The organism is Achromobacter colocynthidis (genome assembly GCF_057334535.1).
On sequence record NZ_JBHFIZ010000027.1, the window covers coordinates 58,542 to 72,818 of the forward strand.

The 14,277-nt window shown below is 64.7% G+C and carries 12 protein-coding genes; 4 read left to right on the forward strand and 8 right to left on the reverse strand.

Features of this window, described 5'->3' with window-relative positions; genetic code table 11:
* Positions 1-21: 21 nt before the first annotated feature.
* Positions 22-1,797, reverse strand: coding sequence for a lipid A export permease/ATP-binding protein MsbA (msbA, locus tag ACE04A_RS11840; RefSeq protein ID WP_279996977.1), 1,776 nt, complete (start codon positions 1,795-1,797; stop codon positions 22-24).
* 107 nt (positions 1,798-1,904) lie between these two features.
* Between msbA and ACE04A_RS11845 the strand changes: the two genes are divergently transcribed.
* Genes ACE04A_RS11845 through ACE04A_RS11855 form a run of 3 tightly spaced genes read left to right on the forward strand, consistent with a single transcriptional unit; the run spans position 1,905 to position 3,935 of the window.
* Complete coding sequence (locus tag ACE04A_RS11845; protein ID WP_448715607.1) at positions 1,905-2,876, forward strand: glycosyltransferase family 9 protein; 972 nt, start codon at positions 1,905-1,907, stop codon at positions 2,874-2,876.
* Between the two features lie 16 nt (positions 2,877-2,892).
* Positions 2,893-3,657, forward strand: coding sequence for a YdcF family protein (locus ACE04A_RS11850; protein WP_259251546.1), 765 nt, complete (start codon positions 2,893-2,895; stop codon positions 3,655-3,657).
* Complete coding sequence (locus ACE04A_RS11855) at positions 3,654-3,935, forward strand: YkgJ family cysteine cluster protein (protein ID WP_448715608.1); 282 nt, start codon at positions 3,654-3,656, stop codon at positions 3,933-3,935. The genes ACE04A_RS11850 and ACE04A_RS11855 overlap by 4 nt, the downstream gene beginning before the upstream one ends.
* Before the next feature lie 63 nt (positions 3,936-3,998).
* On the opposite strand, the gene ACE04A_RS11860 is transcribed toward ACE04A_RS11855, so the two are convergent.
* From ACE04A_RS11860 to dnaE, 7 genes are read right to left on the reverse strand one after another with little or no spacing between them, the layout of a single operon-like run.
* Positions 3,999-5,153 (reverse strand): glycosyltransferase family 4 protein, encoded by a 1,155-nt coding sequence (locus ACE04A_RS11860; RefSeq protein WP_485820142.1) that lies wholly within the window; start codon positions 5,151-5,153, stop codon positions 3,999-4,001.
* A complete protein-coding gene (locus ACE04A_RS11865) occupies positions 5,128-5,853 on the reverse strand; it encodes a polysaccharide deacetylase family protein (protein ID WP_259251550.1) in 726 nt (241 codons plus the stop codon). The genes ACE04A_RS11860 and ACE04A_RS11865 overlap by 26 nt, the downstream gene beginning before the upstream one ends.
* A 9-nt stretch (positions 5,854-5,862) precedes the next feature.
* Positions 5,863-6,987 (reverse strand): glycosyltransferase, encoded by a 1,125-nt coding sequence (locus ACE04A_RS11870; protein WP_279996972.1) that lies wholly within the window; start codon positions 6,985-6,987, stop codon positions 5,863-5,865.
* Positions 6,984-7,736: a glycosyltransferase family 2 protein gene (locus ACE04A_RS11875; RefSeq protein WP_259251552.1), complete on the reverse strand. Its 753-nt coding sequence runs from the start codon at positions 7,734-7,736 to the stop codon at positions 6,984-6,986. Before ACE04A_RS11875 ends, ACE04A_RS11870 begins: the two co-directional genes overlap by 4 nt.
* A complete protein-coding gene (locus tag ACE04A_RS11880; protein ID WP_485820143.1) occupies positions 7,733-8,581 on the reverse strand; it encodes a polysaccharide deacetylase family protein in 849 nt (282 codons plus the stop codon). The genes ACE04A_RS11875 and ACE04A_RS11880 overlap by 4 nt, the downstream gene beginning before the upstream one ends.
* On the reverse strand, positions 8,578-9,678 hold the full coding sequence (locus ACE04A_RS11885; protein ID WP_259251554.1) for a glycosyltransferase family 4 protein: 1,101 nt from the start codon (positions 9,676-9,678) through the stop codon (positions 8,578-8,580). Before ACE04A_RS11885 ends, ACE04A_RS11880 begins: the two co-directional genes overlap by 4 nt.
* The gene (dnaE, locus tag ACE04A_RS11890) at positions 9,678-13,169 is read right to left on the reverse strand and encodes a DNA polymerase III subunit alpha (protein ID WP_279996969.1); all 3,492 of its coding nucleotides are present in this window, start codon (positions 13,167-13,169) and stop codon (positions 9,678-9,680) included. Before dnaE ends, ACE04A_RS11885 begins: the two co-directional genes overlap by 1 nt.
* 161 nt (positions 13,170-13,330) lie before the next feature.
* On the opposite strand from dnaE, the gene lpxO reads away from it, so the two are divergent.
* The gene (gene lpxO, locus ACE04A_RS11895; RefSeq protein ID WP_100857002.1) at positions 13,331-14,230 is read left to right on the forward strand and encodes a lipid A hydroxylase LpxO; all 900 of its coding nucleotides are present in this window, start codon (positions 13,331-13,333) and stop codon (positions 14,228-14,230) included.
* The last annotated feature ends 47 nt before the right edge of the window (positions 14,231-14,277 follow it).

Below are 14,277 nucleotides of genomic sequence, written 5' to 3' on the forward strand. Positions count from 1 at the left end.
AAAAGCCAATGGCGTTCAGGATCAGTCGTCGCGGAACTGCATTTTGTACAACGAAGCGTACAGGCCATTGGCGGCCAGCAGCTCGGAGTGGGGGCCCTGTTCGACGATCTTGCCGGCATCCAGCACGATGATGCGGTCGGCGTTCTGGACCGTGGACAGGCGGTGGGCGATGACCAGCGTGGTGCGGCCTTTCATCAAGCGTTCCAGTGAAGCCTGCACCTGGCGCTCGGACTCGTTGTCCAGGGCGGAGGTGGCTTCGTCCAGAATCAGGATGGGCGCGTTCTTGATCAGCGCGCGCGCGATCGCCAAGCGTTGGCGTTGCCCCCCCGACAGGCGGGCGGCATTCTCGCCCACCTGGGTATTGATGCCTTGCGGCAAGCCTTCCACGAATTCCAGCAGGTTGGCCGCCGCCAGGGCGTCGCGCACCTTCTGTTCGCTGGACTTGCCCAGCGCGCCGTAGCCCACGTTGGCCGCGATGGTGTCGTCGAACAGCACCACGTCCTGGCTGACCAGGGACAAATGCGAACGCAGGCTGCGCAGCGTGAGGTCGTTGATGGGCATGTCGTCCACCAGGATGGTTCCGCTATCGGCCAGCACAAAGCGCGGCAGCATGTTGACCAGCGTGGTCTTGCCGCTGCCTGATCGGCCTACCAGGGCAACCGTCTGGCCTGGCTCCACCGTGAAGGAAATGTCGTTGACGGTATCGCGGTCGGCGTCGGGAAAGCGATGTTTGACACTGCGGAATTCCACCTTGCCGCGCACGGGTTCGGCCAGTTCCTTGGTGCCGGTGTCGATCTCGGGCTTCTGGTCGATCAACGTGAATACGCTTTCCGCCGACACCAGCATTTTCTGCATGCGGGCGGCCACGTTGGTCAGGCGCTTGATGGGGTCGAAAATTTGCGCCAGCGCGGCCATGAACGAGGCGAAGCTGCCCACCGTCAACGACCCGCTATTGGCTTGGCTTAGCGCGACGGCAATGACCGCGCCCACCGAAATCGAGATGCAGACCTGGGTCAATGGCGTCAGGGCCGCGTCCGCCGTGGCGGTACGCATGGCGAACCGGCGCAAGCGGCGGCTGACGAAATCGAAGCGGCCGCGTTCGACTTCATAGCCGTCGAACAGCTTGATGACGCGCTGGCCGTCAATGCCTTCACCGACCACGCGGGTCAGCTCGGCGTTCATGTTGACGGTGTCGCGGTTGATGCGACGCAGGCGCTTGATGAAAAAGCGCGAGATCAGCACCGACACGGGCAGCATGATCAGGATGATCAGCGTCAGCACCCATGACATATAAAGCAGCACGCAGATCAGCGCGATGACGACCAGGGTTTCGCGTACCAACACCGTGATGACGTCGGTGGCGTAGCCGGTGACGTTGCCGGCGTCGATGGTGAAGCGGTTGAGCAGGCGACCGGTGTCGCCGCGCTTGAAGTCCTCATCGGGCAAGCCCAGCAGGCGCTCGAACATGTCGCGGCGCATGCCCAGCAGGACGTTGTTGGCCACCCAGGCCAGCAAGTAGTCGCTGAAGAAATTGCAGATGCCGCGCAGCAGAATCAGGCCGACCACCGCCAACGGCAAGGCCCAGACATAATAGGGTTTGGCCCCGGAAAAGCCGCCGTCCAGCAAGGGCTTCATAATGACGGCCAGAACGGGTTGCGTTGCCGCCGCGCCCGCCATCAGCAGGACGGCCAGCAACAAGCCCTTCCAATAGGCGCCCACCCGGCTGTAGATCCGGTTCCAGAGTTCGGACTTGACGGGAGTGGAATCCGCGGGTGTGTTGCGTGCGGCAGAATTCAAAGGGAGCACTCGCTTTTATACAATTGTGCCCAGGATTGTACTGGCTACGCGCCGCCGCGCTGAGCCGCCCTACCCCTAATAAGACTAATTTGCCTCTCCACCCATCCATGTCCGATATCCGCTGTATCTACGTCCGGTTACCCAATTGGGTGGGCGATGTTTGCATGAGCCTGCCCAGCCTGCGGGCGTTGGAAGCCAGCGGCCTGCCCCTGGTGATCTGCGCAAGGCCCTGGGCCCGCGACCTGTTGGACGGGGTCCCCAAGCACGATTTCGTCCCCATGCGCGGCAAGGTCGGCCCCGATCGGGCCGCCGTCAGCGCCCACCGCCGCGGCCTGGGCGCGCTGGGCCGCCGTGCCCGAGGCCTGTTGCTGCCGGACTCGTTGTCCAGCGCACTGGTTTTCCGGCTGGCGGGTCTGCCGTGCGCCGGTTATCGGGACGACGGCCGCAGCTTCCTGCTGCGCTGGCCCGTGGCCAAACCCGCCGAGACCTTGCACGCCGTGCAGTCCTGGCATCATCTGACCCGCCAGGCCCTGACCCGCTGGGGCCTGCCCAGCGGCCCGGCGCAACCGGGGCCCACGCTTGATCTGCCGCTGACGGCGGCGCACCAGGATGCCGCCGACCAGGCGCTGCGGGCGGCCGGGCTGAGCGCGCAGCGTTTTGTGCTGATTGCCCCCACCGCCACCGGGCTGCACAAGGGCAAGATCAAGGTCTGGCCAGGATTCGATACACTGACGCGCGCCTTGCAGGCCCGCGGCCATACCGTGGTAATGTGCCCCCCTCCGGCCGAAACCGACGAGGCGCGGCGCAATGCACCCACGGCGCAATTGCTACCTCCCTTGCCGCTGGGCGCGTTTGCCGCGCTGACGGCACGGGCGGCGTTGGTGGTGTGCAACGATTCCGGGGTGTCCCACGTTGCCGCGGCGGCATCGGCCCGCGAACTGGCGCTGTTTGGCGTGACCCGACCGGGTCGGACCGGCCCGTGGTCACCTCGGGCCGTCTGCGTCGGATCCGAACACGCATGGCCGTCCGTCGAAGAAGTTGAACAGCAGGCGACCACCCTGCTGGACGGGACGAAGTAATCAGGACTGTTTTCACATGACCTTTTCCAGCTATCTCGCAAATCTGATCATTCCTTTCAACTTGTGCGTGACTTTGGTCGTTATTGGCCTGGTGTTGGGCCTGTTCAGGTTGCGCAAGACGGGCGGCGCCCTCATCGCCGCCGGCCTGCTCTGGGCCTTGGCGTGGTCGCTACCGGTGACGTCCCTGTGGTTGGGCGGCGCGCTGGAAACCCGCTATCCACACCTGCCGCCCGCGGATTCACCCACGGCCGACGCCATCGTGGTGCTGGGCGGCAATACCGCCAATGGCCGCGCCAACTGGTTCCTGCCTTATGACAAAGAGACCGCCGTCGTCCGCATCGACACGGCGGCCCAGCTCTACCTGGCCGGACGCGCGCCCAAGGTGCTGCTATCGGGTGGAGCTCTGGAAGGCGATGTGTCCGAGGCCCGTGGCATGGCGCACTCCATCCGCCAGCAAGGGGTGCCAGAAAGCGCGCTGATCCTGGAAAACTCCAGCCGCACGACCTATGAAAATGCGGCCTTGACCGAAGACAAGCTCAAGGCGCGCGGCATCAGCAAAGTGCTGCTGGTGACCTCCGCGCTGCACATGCCGCGCGCGATGGCGGCCTTTTCCAAGCAAGGCATGGAAGCCATCGCCGCGCCGGCCCCGCCGCAGATCGTGGCGCCTGCTGACGGCTCACTGCCGCTTTGGCTGCCCGACCAGCGTACGTTTGACGCCAGCCGCTCCATCATCAAGGAATACGCCGGGCTGTTCGTCTACTGGCTGCGCGGATGGGTATGAGCCTGACGGCCGTGGCGCTGGATTGCCGGGCGGGTTGCGGCGCCTGCTGCATCGCCCCGTCCATCACCCAGCCTATTCCGGGCATGCCGCAAGGCAAGCCCGCGGGCGTGCCCTGTATCCAACTGCTTCCCGACATGCGCTGCGCCATCTTCGGCCAGCCTTCCCGCCCGGCCTTCTGCGGCGGCCTGCAACCCCAGCAAGAGATGTGTGGCCCAAACCGGGAACATGCGATCCAGTGGCTGGGCGATTTAGAGCGCGCGACGGCGCCGGCGCATTGAGGCCGGCGCGGCTGGGGCGGGTCACTCGATAACCCGGCTGGGGCGGGCCACTCTATAACCCGCTTACCCGCCCTGCCGCGCTTGAAGCACCTTTTCATACAGCGCTTCGTACCTTGAAGCCACCGTTTCCCAGCTTTGATCGCGGGCAATCTCCAGGCCTCGCGCGATCAGCGCCGCCCGCAGTTCCGGCTCGGACCCCAGCCGCTCCAGCGCCTGGGCCAGTTGGGCGCCATCGCGCGGGTCTTGCAGGATCAGCGCGTCTTTGCCCGCCGACAGATACTGCGCAAAGCCGCAGTAGGCGGGCGAACTGACCACCACCGGCAGGCCGTGCGACATCGCTTCCAGCGGCGCCATGCCGTAGCTGTCATTCAGCGTGGGGTGCGCGTAGATATCCGCCGCGCTGAAATACGGGGCGACGTCCGGCGTCGGGTCGACCAGCGTGACGCGGTGCGCCACGCCGTCCGCCGCGCGGACCCGGTCGCGGGGGGGGGGGGCAGCGCCCACGACCAGCAGCTTGTAATGGGCGGGCAGTTGCGCCAGGGCATCCAGCAGCGCGGGCAGCCCTTTGCGCAGCGGGTTGCGAGCCACCAGCAGGCAGCCGATTGTGCCAGCATCCCATCCCAGGCGGGCACGGATCGCATTACGCCTTGTGGCCACGTCGGCCGAAGGCAGTTTGACCCCCGGCGCGATGATATCCACCTGCAACTCGGGGCCATAGCTGCGATGCAACTGGTCCATGATCAAGCCGGACACGGCCACGACGCGCCGAGCAGGCGCACGCCGCACGCGCAATTTTTCCAGCAGCAGATAGGTTGCCAGGCGCGGACTCAGCCACGAATTGATGCGCTGTAGCAGGTTGACGCGCGCAACGCGGTTGTAGCGCACCGGCGTCACGTGCATGACCTGGATTTCGCCCGCCCAGCCGTTCATGTGCGAATGCACGATGTCGAAGCGGCCGCGTGTCAGCCGGTCGGCGCGCCAGGCGAAATACAGCACGCGCATCCAGCTTGGCAGCCAAGCGGGAAAGCGCACGGGCAGGAAGCTAAACGGCAGGTCGCTATCGAAGTCACGCGCAACGACCGACACGTCGTGGCGCTGGCCCAGCACCCGCATCAGCTCCACGCCGTAGGCTTCGGCGCCGCCGAAGCGGTTACCGAAGCGGTCCACCAGCAACGCGATGCGGAGCCGCCGCTCAACGGCGCCGGCGGGTGTCTTCATACCGGGTCAGGCACTTCTGCAGGAATCGGATGATGTTGGTGGAACGCGCCACCGTCACCCGAGGCAGGCCGAAGGGATCGTCGGACGCGGCGGCCAGGCCGCGCTGCGTGAGCGTGGCGTTGTCATAGCCCGCTTCGCGCGCCATGGCGCGATGCTCCGGGCCGTGATCGCCGTAGGGATAACAAAAGGCGGTAACCGGCCCGCCCAGCGCCTGTTCCAGTTCGTTCTTGGATTCCACGATCTGGCGACGCGCTTCGTCGGGCGACATTTCGGGCAAATGGACGTGGTCCAGCGTATGCGAGCCGACTTCGTTGCCGGCCTGCGCCCATTCGCGCATTTCGCCCACCGTCATCAAGGCGGAAAACGGAATGCCTTTATGCGAGTCCCAGACGTTGCCGCCGTCGAATTGGCGCGCAACGAAATAGTTGGTGGCGGTGAATCCCAATTCGCTCAGCACAGGCATCGCGTTGTGATGCACGTTGCGATAGCCGTCGTCGAAAGTAATGCCGAATACCTTGCCTTGCCGTTCGCCACGCACATACGGCATGACGTCGCGCATCGACAGGCCGCGATAGCCCAGCCGGCGCATCCAGCGCATCTGCCGGGCAAAGCTGTCGGGGTGCACGGTCAGCCCACGAAACGGCGTGCCCTTGGGATTGGGTTCGCCGATCTGGTGGTACATGAGAATTGGAATAGACATAAGGCGGGATTATAGAGCCCGGCGTCCATCCAGCGTACGCTGGTAGACATCCAATGTGGCGGCCGCGAAACGCTCAAGATTGAAGTCGCGCAAGCTGGTTTCACGCGCACGCGCGCCCATCTCGCGAACCGCGTCGGGGTGGTCCAGCATGAAACGCAGTTTGTCCGTCATGGCGGCCACGTCGCGCACGGGCACAATCCAGCCGTCCACGCCGTCCGTCACGTTTTCGGGCAGCCCCCCTGCGTTAGTCACCAGCGCCGGCAAGCCCAGGGCCATGATCTCGCGGCAGGCAAACGACAGGGCTTCACGGTACGACAGCACGAAGCCCGCGTGACAGGACGCGAGTGAGGCGCGCACATCATCAAGCAGCCCGGGAAAGCGAACCTGATCGATCATGCCCAGCTCGCGCACGCGCGCCAGCTTGGCCTCGGAGGGCGGGTCACCCGCCACCATCAGCAGCACGCGCGCCTTGTCCGCGGGCGGCAGGGCCGCCACGGCGGCCACCAGGTCCAGCCAGCCCTTGTCGAAGTCGGTGCCGCCCGCGCTGCCCAGCAGCAGCTTGCCCGGCCAATCCGCGCCAAAGATCAGCGCGCGCAGCTTGTCCAGGCTTTCCGGCGGTGGCGGCGCGAAGAAGTTGGTATCGATGCCGTGGCGGATAGTGGTGATGGGGCGCTTGCGGTACGGCGAACGCTGCATCAGGCCGTGGATGTAATCGCTGACCGCAATGCCGTGGTCGGTGGCCAACGCTACCCGCAGCTTGTGGCCAAAGCTGGAAAGCGGATGATCGTTGTGCTTGGTGAACACAATGCGCGGGCGCCGCGCCATGCCCAGCGTGGCCAGCATCACTTGCTTGTGGTCGGCCGAGCCGTTGGCGTGGATGATGTCAAAGCCGCCGGTCTTGATCAGGCGGCTGAGCTGGGCGCGGTCCTTGAACCAGGATGACGGGCGCGTCGTATAGCGCATGTCGACCACTGTCACGCCGGGAATCGCGCGCGCATAGCGGTGCAGCCGGCTGGTGGCCGGCGCGGCCACGGTGATGTCGTGGTGGGGCGACAGGGCGCGGGCCAGGTTGATGATGTAGGTGACGTGCCCCCCGCCATTGCCGCCGTGGAAGTTCGTGTAGAGGATCTTCACTTGTGCTTCTCGGCCAGGAACATCAGCTTGGAATAGCGGAAAAAACTGCCCGCGGCGGCGGTCACGGCCAACACCAGGCCATGCCTGCCATCGAGAAACCCGCGCCGGATCAGGTAGATACGCACAAACGTCCAGAACCCATGGCCCAGCGCGCCAAACACCGACGTGCGGCGCCCCTTGGCGTACATCATGGCCGCCGCGTCCGAGGAATAGCGGTTGACCTTGTTGATCAGCGCGTCCAGGTTGTCGTAGGGATAGTGGTTGAAATAGCCCTGCAATTTCAGCGGCTGGCCTTGGGTGGGCACCACCCGCTCATGCACGGCGGCATCGGTGAAACGCGCCGTGCCGCGCTTGAACAAGCGCAGCACGTAGTCGGGCCACCAGCCGCTGTGGCGGATGTCCTTGCCGCAGAAATTCGACAGGCGGGCGATCTCGTACGCGTCGGCGCGCGGGTTGGCCAGGACGTCCTGGATTTCACGCGCCAGTTCGGGCGTGACGCGCTCGTCGGCGTCGATGGACAACACCCAGTCGCCCGTCGCCAGATCCAACGCGCGATTTTTCTGCGGGCCGAAACCCGGCCAATCGGCCGTGACTTCAACGCGCGCACCCAAGGCCTGGGCCAATTCGACGGTGCCGTCGGTGCTGCCCGAATCCACCACGATGAATTCGTCGGCGAAGGATACGGACTTCAGGCAGGCGGCGATGTTCGCCGCTTCGTTCTTGGTGATGATGATGACTGATAGCTTCATCCGCGATTCCTAAGACGCTTTTTCCAGGCTTTCCAGGCATGGTAGCGAGGCCCCCAGAAGGGGTCGCGCGACAACCAGATGCGCCGGTTGAGCCAGCTTCCGCCCTGATTGCGCACGGCGAAACGATAGATGTGTTCGGGGTCCGCGCCGGGCGTGTTCTGGCCGAAGGGATCGGTCGTGTACAGGTGCGCAAAACCGGCTTGCCGGGCGGCCGCCACGTAGTCGGCGTCGAAGTAGCCCTGCGGCCAGCAGAGGTGGTCGCTGACCGAACCCAGGCGCTGCACCAGGGCCTGGCGGGAATCGTGCAGTTCCTGCGCGATGTGCGCGCGCTTGGCGTCCGCGTCATTGCCGCAGACCTTGTCCCAGCGGGTGTGGGTGTGCGTGTGCGAATGGAATTCGAAGGTGCCCGCGGCCTGCATGGCCTCGATCTCGCTCCAGCGCAGCATGGCCTCGTCGCTGCGGCCCGACGCCACCAACTGCTTGCAGGCGTCGTGGGCGGGCGTGGCCGGCAGCACGCCGCCCTGCCCCGCGTGCGGCCGCACCGGCCCGTCGCCGATCCAGCCGGTGATGGTGAACAGCACGGCGCGCATGCCATGGCGCGCCAGGGCTGGGTGCGCGTGCACCCAGTTATTCAGGTAGCCGTCGTCGAAGGTGATCAGCACGGAACGCTCGGGCACCGGCTGGCCGGCCAGGTAGCCGGCGAACTGGGCGGCCGTCAACGACTGGTAGCCCGCGCGCGCCAGACGCGCAAGCTGGGCGTCGAAGACATCGGGCGTCGCCGCGATCATGCCGCCCGCGGGGGTGACATGGTGGTACATCAGCACGGGGACGTTGGGCGCGTTCATGCGGCGCGTTCCGCCAACCACTTCAGATAGATGGCTTCGGTGGTTTCGGCAAGACGCGCAGGCGAAAACACGGCTTCTTCCCAGACCATCTTGCGGCCGGCTTCGCCCATCCGGCGGCGCAGCGCCGGGTCGTCGATCAGGCGTTGCAGCGCATCGGTCAGCGCCTGGGGGTTCTTCGGCGGCACCAGGATGCCCGTGTCGCCGTTGCGGAACATTTCGGATACGCCGCCCACGTCGGTGCCCACCACCGGCAGGCCACTAGCCTGGGCTTCAACATAGACCGTGCCCGACGCCTCTTGCTGCGTGGCCAGCGCAAACACGTCGAACCCCGACAACAGATTGGGCACATCGCGGCGCATGCCCATCAAGTGGATGCGATGTTGCAGCCCCAGCTTGGCCACATATTCCTGCGTTTGCTCGAAGACCGGCGAGCCGCCCCCCACAAACACCAGGTGCAGCTTCGGCCGGCTTGCCATCAGCGGCACCATCGCGTCGATCAGGTCCTTGTGGCCCTTGGTGGCACGCATGACGGCCACACAACCCACGACGATATCGTCATCGGCCAGGCCGAGTTCGTCGCGCAAAGTCGAGCGTTCGACGGGCGCCGGCAGCACGATCGGCGAATAGACCGTGGCCACTTTGTTGGTGGGCACGCCACGCTGAATCAGGTACTTGCGCACATGCTCGCTGACAGCCGTGACACGATGCGGCAGCCAGGTGTACGACCACATCGAACCAACCTTGTTCGACAGGTGGCGCGTTCGCACGATCAGCGGCGTGCCGGCCAAACGGCCGCTCATGCCCGCGATGACCGTGTCGCGCCGGCTATGCGTGTTGAGCACATCAAAGCGCCCTTCCCGCAATATCCGGCGGACGGCGGCCACGCCCTTGAAGTAATTCACCGGGCCGTCCATGTCGACCTTGTGCACCGTGAATCCGGCGTCCGTCAGGCGTTCGACCAGCAAGGCCCGCGATTGGACGATGGCTTCAACGTGGTGGCCTCGCGCACGCATGGCCGTCATTTCCTTGAAGATCCGCCCCTCTTGGCCCCCGAAACTGGTGGCTGCTTCAGAATGGACGATACGCAGGCTTCGCATCAATAGGTCACCTCAACCCCATCGGGTTTGGTCCAGGCATTCAGGTTTTCCAGCAGCGTGTCGGCCATGCGTACGCGCCACTCTTCGCCCAAGCGCACAGTGCAATTGAAATTGTTCTTGGTGTAGACGATATCGACGGGCACGCCCGGAATGCCGTTCTCGGGTTCGGCGCGGAACGGGTTCAGCATCTGGCGCAAGCGGGCGGCATCGGCCGAGCCATTGAGCTTGACGCGCAGCGACTTGGCGCGCGCTTCGCGGGCCAGTTGCAGGTCGTACAGCTGTTCGGCCACGATGCGCATGCCGCCGGAGTAGTCATCATTGCTGACCTTGCCCTGCACGATGACCAGTTGGTCTTCGCGCAAGCGGTTGCGATGCTTTTCGTAGAGCTCGTTGAACACCGAGATCTCGACCTGCGCGGTGCCGTCATCCAGCACGGCAAACACCATCTTGCCCCGCCGCGTCATCATGACGCGCACGCTGGCCAGCACGCCGCACATCCATTGCAGATCGCGCTGCGGTTCCACGCGCGCCAACTGCATCGGCACGATGCGGCGCACTTCGTCGCGCCAGGCGTCGAACAAGTGGCCGCTGTAGTAGTAGCCCAGCGCGGATTTTTCTTCCGTCAACTTCTTGTGCAGGTCCCACGGCGCCACCTTGGCCAGTTCGCCCGCCACGACGTCGCCGCTGTCGTCACCGAACAGCGAAGCCTGGTTGGCGCTGCGCGCGGCCTGTTCCGCCGCTTCCATCGCGGTGGGCACCGACGCCAGCATCGCGGCGCGGTTGGGTTCGATGGTGTCGAACGCGCCGGCCTTGATCAGCGCTTCGATGGTGCGGCGGTTCACCGCCTGCTTGCCCACGCGGCGGCAGAAGTCGAACAGGTTCAGGAACGGGCCGCCTTCCTTGCGGGCGCGCAGAATGTCTTCGACCGCGCCCTGCCCCGTGCCCTTGACGGCGCCCAGGCCATAACGCATGGTGCGCGGCGGCTTGCCTTTTTCGGTGTACTTGTCTTTGACCGGCTCAAAGCGGTAGCCCGAAAAATTGACATCGGGCGGCAGCACTTCAACGCCGTTGTCCTGGGCGTCGCGGCAGAAAATCTGCACCTTGTCCGTGTCGTCCATATCGGACGACATGGTGGCGGCCAGGAATTCGGTGGGGTGATAGGCCTTGAGCCAGGCGGTCTGGTACGAAATCAGCGCGTAGGCGGCCGAGTGCGACTTGTTGAAGCCGTAGCCAGCGAACTTTTCCATCAGGTCGAACAGCTTGACCGCCAGGTCCGGGTCGTGGCCCTTTTCCTTGGCGCCCTGTTCGAACAATTCGCGGTGCTTGGCCATTTCCTCGGGCTTTTTCTTGCCCATGGCGCGGCGCAAAAGGTCGGCGCCGCCCAGCGAATAGCCCCCGATGATCTGCGAGATCAGCATCACCTGTTCTTGGTAGACGATGACCCCGTAGGTGCTTTTCAGCGTGCTTTCCAGGTCGTTGTGGAAATAGTCCACCGCGGCGCGGCCGTGCTTGCGGTTGACGAAATCATCCACCATGCCGGATTCCAGCGGCCCCGGACGATACAGGGCCAGCATGGCGATGATGTCTTCGAACGTGTTCGGCCGCAGCTTCTTCAGCAGCTCTTTCATGCCGCGCGATTCCAACTGGAACACGGCGGTGGTGTTGGCGTCGCACAAGATCTTGTAGGCGGCCGGGTCGTCCAGTTCAAGCGCCATGACGTCGAAGTCGCGCTTGTCCTCGTTGAACTGGCGCACGTAGCGCACGGCCCAGTCCAGGATGGTCAGGTTGCGCAGGCCCAGGAAGTCGAACTTGACCAGGCCCGCGGCTTCGACGTCGTCCTTGTCGAACTGCGACACCGCGCTGTTTTCCTGGCCGGGCTGACAATACAGCGGGCAGAAATCCGTCAGCTTGCCGGGCGCGATGAGCACGCCGCCCGCGTGCATGCCGATGTTGCGGGTCAGGCCTTCCAGCGGCTTGGCCAGGTCGACCAGCGCGCGCACTTCTTCTTCCTGTTCGTAGCGGTCCTTGAAGGCGGGTTCGTCCTTCAGGGTGCGTTCCAGCGACCACGGGTCCATCGGGTTGAACGGGATCAGCTTGGACAAGCCGTCGCAGAACATATAGGGCATGTCCAGCACGCGGCCGGCGTCGCGCACCACGGCCTTGGCGCCCAGCGTACCGAAGGTGGCGATCTGGCTCACGGCGGCGCGGCCGTACTTTTCCTTGACGTAGTCGATGACCCGTTCGCGGTTGTCCTGACAGAAGTCGATATCGAAGTCGGGCATGGAGACCCGTTCCGGGTTCAGGAAGCGCTCGAACAGCAAGTCATAGCGGATGGGGTCCAGGTCGGTGATGCCCAGCGCGTAGGCCACCAGCGATCCCGCGCCCGAGCCCCGGCCCGGGCCGACGGGCACGCCGTTGTTCTTGCCCCAGTTGATGAAGTCTTGAACGATCAGGAAGTAGCCCGGGAAGCCCATCTGGATGATGGTCTTGCATTCCCAGCGCAGGCGCTCGTAGTACTGCTCGCGCTTGGATTCGCGTTCAGCATCGTCCGGGAACAGGAACGCCATGCGCTTTTCCAGGCCCTCTTCCGACAACTGGACCAGGTAGTCGTCCAGCGTTACGCCGTCGGGCGTGGGGAAGTTGGGCAGGCGCGGCTTGCCCAGCACCAGGCTCAGGTTGCAGCGCTTGGCGATTTCAACCGTGTTGGCCAGCGCCGAGGGCACGTCGGCGAAGCGGCGCGCCATTTCCTCGGAACTGAGCAGGTACTGCTCTTTCGTGAAGCGGCGCACGCGGCGCGGGTTGGCCAGGATTTCGCCTTCGGCGATGCAGACGCGGGCCTCGTGCGCCTGGAATTCGTATTCGTCCAGGAACTGGACGGGGTGCGTGGCCACGACCGGCAAGCCGGCTTCGCCCGCCAGCCGCATGGCCGCCTGCGTGTAGGCTTCGTCGCCGTCCATGCCGGCGCGCTGCAATTCAATGTAGTAGCTGCCTGGGAACAGATGCGCCCATTGGCGCGCCAACGCCAGCGCCGACACCGCGTTGCCGGCGTCCAAGGCCTGGCCCACGTCGCCCATGCGGCCGCCCGACAGCGCGATCAGGCCTTGCTGGCCTTGCAGCCATTCCCGGCGGACCTCCGCGCGGCCCTTGCCCTGGTTCGTCAGGAACGCCTTGGACAGCAGTTCGCACAGGTTCAGATAGCCCTGATGGTTGCGCACCAGCAACAACAAGCGGAAAGGCTTGGACGGGTCGTCATCATTGCTCAACCAGACGTCACAGCCGGCAATGGGTTTGACCCCCGCGCCGCGTGCGCCTTTGTAGAACTTGATCAGGCCGAAAAGGTTGGACAGGTCGGTCAGCGCCACGGCGGGCTGGCCCAGCTTGGCCACGCGCTTGATCAGGTCGGGAATGCGCACAATGCCGTCCACCACCGAAAACTCGGAGTGGACACGCAGATGCACAAAGGGGGTCGGGTTTGTTACGGCTTCGGACATAGCGGGAATTGTACCCAGGGATCACGGTCCAAGCCCCTGCGTCCGTAATTTCGAAATCGGCGCCGCACGGAAGCTGAAGGGGACCTTAAGGCGAACTTCAGGGACGTTGTGTAACAATACAGGGTCGATCTGACCCATCTGTCGCAGGACGACGTTTACGTATGAAATGGTTAATACCCGGGATCTGGCTGGCCGCCATCCTGTTTGCGCACTTCCGAGGCCGAGTCAAACTGCCGCTGGGCCGGCAACTGCTGGACCACTCCGTATTGCTGGCCCCCGTCAACGCCTTCATGGTGTTGGCCTCGCGGGTGCCGTCCACCCCCTACCTGACGACCAGCGAAATCGCCGAACTCAAGGTCCTGGACGACAACTGGGAGACGATCCGCGAAGAAGCCGTTCAAATGGCGGAAATGCAGCGGATCCGAGCCGCCGACGCCCATAACGACATCGGCTTCAATTCTTTCTTCAAATATGGCTGGAAGCGGTTCTACCTGAAGTGGTATGACGCCCGCCACCCCTCCGCCGAAGAACTCTGCCCCAAGACGGTCGCCATTCTGAAGACGCTGCCCAAGGTCAAGGCCGCGATGTTCGCCGAACTGCCCCCCGGCGGCCAGTTGAATCCTCACCGCGACCCGTTTGCCGGATCGCTGCGCTACCACCTGGGCCTGGTGACGCCCAACGATGACCGCTGCCACATCATCGTCGATGGCGAATCCTATAGCTGGCGTGATGGCGAAAGCGTGGTGTTCGACGAAACCTACGTGCACGAGGCCTACAACCACTCGGAGCAGAACCGCATCATCCTGTTCTGCGACGTCGAGCGTCCGCTGAAATGGCGTTGGGCCGAAGCGTTCAACCGCTGGTTCGGGCGCGTGGTGATGTCGGCGGCCAGTTCGCCCAACGACGGCGGCGACCAAACCGGCGCCATCAACCGGCTGACGCACGCGCACTGGGTCATCGACCAGAAGCGCAAGGCGTTCAAGACGTGGAACCGCACGGCCTACAAGGTGACCAAGTTCGCCCTGATTGCGCTGGTGGTCGTGGGCTTCATTGCCATCTGAACACTAGACACCGTCATTGGATGGGTGGGGCGTGCACTGGCACGTGC

Bases quoted from the DNA above. Each gene is read 5' to 3' on its own strand.
- ACE04A_RS11850 (WP_259251546.1), top strand. From the start codon at position 2,893: ATGACCTTTTCCAGCTATCTCGCAAATCTGATCATTCCTTTCAACTTG.
- ACE04A_RS11865 (WP_259251550.1), bottom strand. From the start codon at position 5,853: ATGTCTATTCCAATTCTCATGTACCACCAGATCGGCGAACCCAATCCC.
- lpxO (WP_100857002.1), top strand. From the start codon at position 13,331: ATGAAATGGTTAATACCCGGGATCTGGCTGGCCGCCATCCTGTTTGCG.
- ACE04A_RS11855 (WP_448715608.1), top strand. From the start codon at position 3,654: ATGAGCCTGACGGCCGTGGCGCTGGATTGCCGGGCGGGTTGCGGCGCC.
- ACE04A_RS11860 (WP_485820142.1), bottom strand. From the start codon at position 5,153: ATGAAGACACCCGCCGGCGCCGTTGAGCGGCGGCTCCGCATCGCGTTG.
- ACE04A_RS11885 (WP_259251554.1), bottom strand. From the start codon at position 9,678: ATGCGAAGCCTGCGTATCGTCCATTCTGAAGCAGCCACCAGTTTCGGG.
- ACE04A_RS11845 (WP_448715607.1), top strand. From the start codon at position 1,905: ATGTCCGATATCCGCTGTATCTACGTCCGGTTACCCAATTGGGTGGGC.
- ACE04A_RS11875 (WP_259251552.1), bottom strand. From the start codon at position 7,736: ATGAAGCTATCAGTCATCATCATCACCAAGAACGAAGCGGCGAACATC.
- dnaE (WP_279996969.1), bottom strand. From the start codon at position 13,169: ATGTCCGAAGCCGTAACAAACCCGACCCCCTTTGTGCATCTGCGTGTC.
- ACE04A_RS11880 (WP_485820143.1), bottom strand. From the start codon at position 8,581: ATGAACGCGCCCAACGTCCCCGTGCTGATGTACCACCATGTCACCCCC.